Here is a 3,287-nt window from a genome sequence, read left to right on the forward strand (position 1 = left end):
GGCCAGATGCAGAAGTAACTTAAAGATGACAGAATTTCGCATCGAGAAAGACAGCATGGGAGAAATTCCCGTACCTGCCGATAAACTTTGGGGAGCGCAGACCCAAAGATCCCTACAATACTTTAGTATCGGTGATAATCTCATGCCCCGGGAGATGATCGCGTCCTATGCCATTCTCAAAAAAGCCTGTGCAATTGTCAATCAGCAAAAAAATCGTCTCAGTCAGGAGAGAAAAAACCTAATCTGTCAAGTCTGCGATGAAATTTTAGCCGGACAACACGCAGATAACTTTCCCCTCTACGTTTGGATGACGGGAAGTGGCACCCAGTTTAACATGAACATCAACGAAGTCATCTCCAATCGTTGCAGTCAACTGACGGGGAATCCTTTGGGTAGCAAGACTCCCGTGGATCCCAACGATCATGTTAATATGTCCCAATCGACTAATGATTCCTTTCCCTCGGCCATGTATATTGCCGTTGCCTTGGCAGTCAAGGAAAAATTAATTCCCAGTCTGCAACTATTACGGAATAGTCTCGATGAAAAGGCGCAATTATGGGCAAATATAGTTAAAATTGGTCGCACTCACCTACAGGATGCCACCCCTTTAACCCTCGGACAAGAATTCTCCGGTTATGTGGGTTTATTGGATGATGGCAGCGATTGGCTAGAAAAATGTCTAGAAAAAGTCTATCGTTTATCCTTGGGAGGAACTGCCGTCGGTACGGGAATTAATGCTCCTCCAGATTTTGATCGAGATGTGGCGGCCGAAATCGCTAATCTGACCAAATTACCCTTTATTACCGCTCCTAATAAGTTTACCGTGCAAGGTTCCCACGATGCTCTAGTTTTCTTGAGCGGGGGACTGAAAACTATCGCTAGTTCCCTCTATAAAATTGCTAATGATATCCGTTTACTTAGCTGTGGTCCCCGTTGTGGAATCGGAGAATTACAGCTGCCGGAAAATGAACCGGGTTCTTCAATTATGCCGGGGAAAGTTAATCCCACCCAATGCGAAGCTTTATCGATGATAGCAGTGCAGGTGATGGCTAATGATTTAGCGGTGACGATGGGAGGCGCCGGAGGACATCTGGAAATGAATGTCTATAAACCGCTGTTGATTCATAATCTCATGCAGTCTATCCGTTTGCTCACTGATGGTTGCGCTAATTTCTGTCAGTTTTTGGTGAAGGGGATGACTGCTAATCAAAAACAAATTGAGACTTTTTTAAATCAATCCTTGATGCTGGTGACTGCCTTAAGTCCCGTGATTGGCTACCAAAAGGCTGCCTACGTCGCTCATTATGCCCTAGAAAAGGATTTAACCCTGAAAGTGGCAGCCTTGCAACTGGGATACATCAAGGAAGCGGATTTTGATCGCATTGTTGACCCCGCTAAGATGGTCAATCCCTACGTTGCCGATGGTTAATTCTCTGAGGGGTTGACTGCCGTAAAAATCAGAGGTCGCAGGCAGGCACGGATTCCCATTATATATATAATTATAAGGCAAGCGGCGGGATTTGTCAAGCCCCGCCGGTGAAAATTTCCGCTAAACTTGGCTAATGATAGCGAAGAAAACAAAGAGAAAAACCATAAATGCCCCTGCCATGCGGAAGAAGGATTTAGGAAGATTAATAACTTTCTCCAGTTTCAAGAAACCCACCAGAAAATAAGCGGCGATTGCTAGGAGAATCGGGATAACCACGCGCAAGATTGTGCCAAGGGGACCAGAGAAAAACTCACCGATTTTATAGCGGGTTGTATTTTCTTCCGCATGAGGAGGAATAGTTACACTTGTCCAAGTTTCTCCCCCATCGGTGGAACGAAAAACTGTAGTTTTAGCGCCACCAAAACCGAATAAAGTTTTATCTTGAGCGTAATTAGGAGAAAACTGGACGGAGATACCAGAGGAAGGGATACTATGAATTTTCACTAGGGGTATTTTAGGATCACCAATTGATTTAAAAGTTTCTCCTCCATCGGTAGATTTAAACAAGCCATTTCCCTGTAAACTAACTATTACCGTGCGATCATTAGCATAATCAGGAGAGATAGCAATGGTTTCTACTGATGCCTGCGGATTAAACCCTGGTTTCTCTAATTTTGTCCAACTTTTAGCCCCATCTTTGGTGACAAACAAACCGGAAATTGTCCCAGCAAAAATAGTTCCATCACTGGGATAATTGGGAGACATTGCCAACTGCACATTAGAGGTTTTTGATAGGGGGGTTCCTTGGCTGACATTTTTCCAAGTTAGTCCACCATCAACACTTTGATAAATGCCCTCTTTTCCCGTGACAAACAAAGTTTTATCCTTAGCAAAATCAGGGGAAGCTACCATGGCAGGAGCATAATTACCAAAAATTCTGCCCACTTCACTGATATTTTTAACCGTATTTCCTCCATCGGTAGAACGAAATATTCTCCCCTGCTGATTGGTGAGAAAAAGAGTTTTATCCTTGGCAAAATCTGGGGAAGGAACTATCCTCGGACCGCGGACTCCTTCATCAATTTCGATAATTTTCCAGAAATCACCACTGTTATCGGATTTGGCAAATTTATTGCGTAAAAACCCCGCAAAAATAGTTCTATCTTCTCCATAGTTAGGAGAAAAGGCAATGTCAAAGAAACGCCGGGGATCTTGTCCTGATTCTTCGGGATCTTTACCAAGTCGATAAACCTCTAAACCGCGATTAATTGGTGTCCAAGTTTCCCCTTTATCCCGACTGATGAAGATATTGCCTACATAATTAGCCATGACGACAGTGGCATCCTCGGCATAATTAGGAGAAACCGCCATGGCGATAACTGTTCCCCGGGCTAAAGTTTCTATTTCCTGCCATTGTTTGCCGCTATCTGTGGTTTTAAATAAGCCATTAAATCCCCCTAAAAACATCGTATCTTGAACTATTTTTAAATCCATAAAATGGGGAACTTTATAATCATCAGCCTGTTTATCTTTGGTTAAACCCTCGCTCATTTTTGTCCAACTTTTGCCCCCATCTTGCGAAACATACATTCCCTCATACCAAGTGATGGCATAAAGGGTTGAATTTTGGGCATACTGGGGAGAAATAACGATGTCTTCGATGATTTTATCCTTAATTCCTTCGTTAACAGCTTGGAAGCTTTTACCATCATCAACGGTTTTAAAAATACCTGCTTCTTTTGTGCCGACAAAAAAGGTTTTATCCCTGTCTAAATTAGGAGAAAAAGCAATTGTATCCACTGCCCCCACATTAGCAGGTAAGGGGAGATTCTGCCAAGTTTTCCCCCCATCGGAGGAA

General features: G+C 43.3%; 2 protein-coding genes. One reads left to right on the plus strand and one right to left on the minus strand.

Translation table 11 applies throughout. The annotated features are described in order from the left end of the window. Window positions 1-25 precede the first annotated feature (25 nt). Window positions 26-1,429 (plus strand): class II fumarate hydratase, encoded by a 1,404-nt coding sequence (gene fumC / locus PX481_RS14010; RefSeq protein ID WP_288094787.1) that lies wholly within the window; start codon window positions 26-28, stop codon window positions 1,427-1,429. 120 nt (window positions 1,430-1,549) lie between these two features. Here the strand turns inward: fumC and PX481_RS14015 are convergent. Then, window positions 1,550-3,287: WD40/YVTN/BNR-like repeat-containing protein (locus PX481_RS14015; protein ID WP_288094786.1), on the minus strand; the 1,738-nt coding region annotated here is incomplete at its 5' end.

This window comes from Microcystis sp. M53603_WE2 (genome assembly GCF_030065435.1).

What these genes read in the sequence shown, in the direction of transcription:
- fumC (WP_288094787.1), top strand. Translation starts at nt 26, where the DNA reads ATGACAGAATTTCGCATCGAGAAAGACAGCATGGGAGAAATTCCCGTA.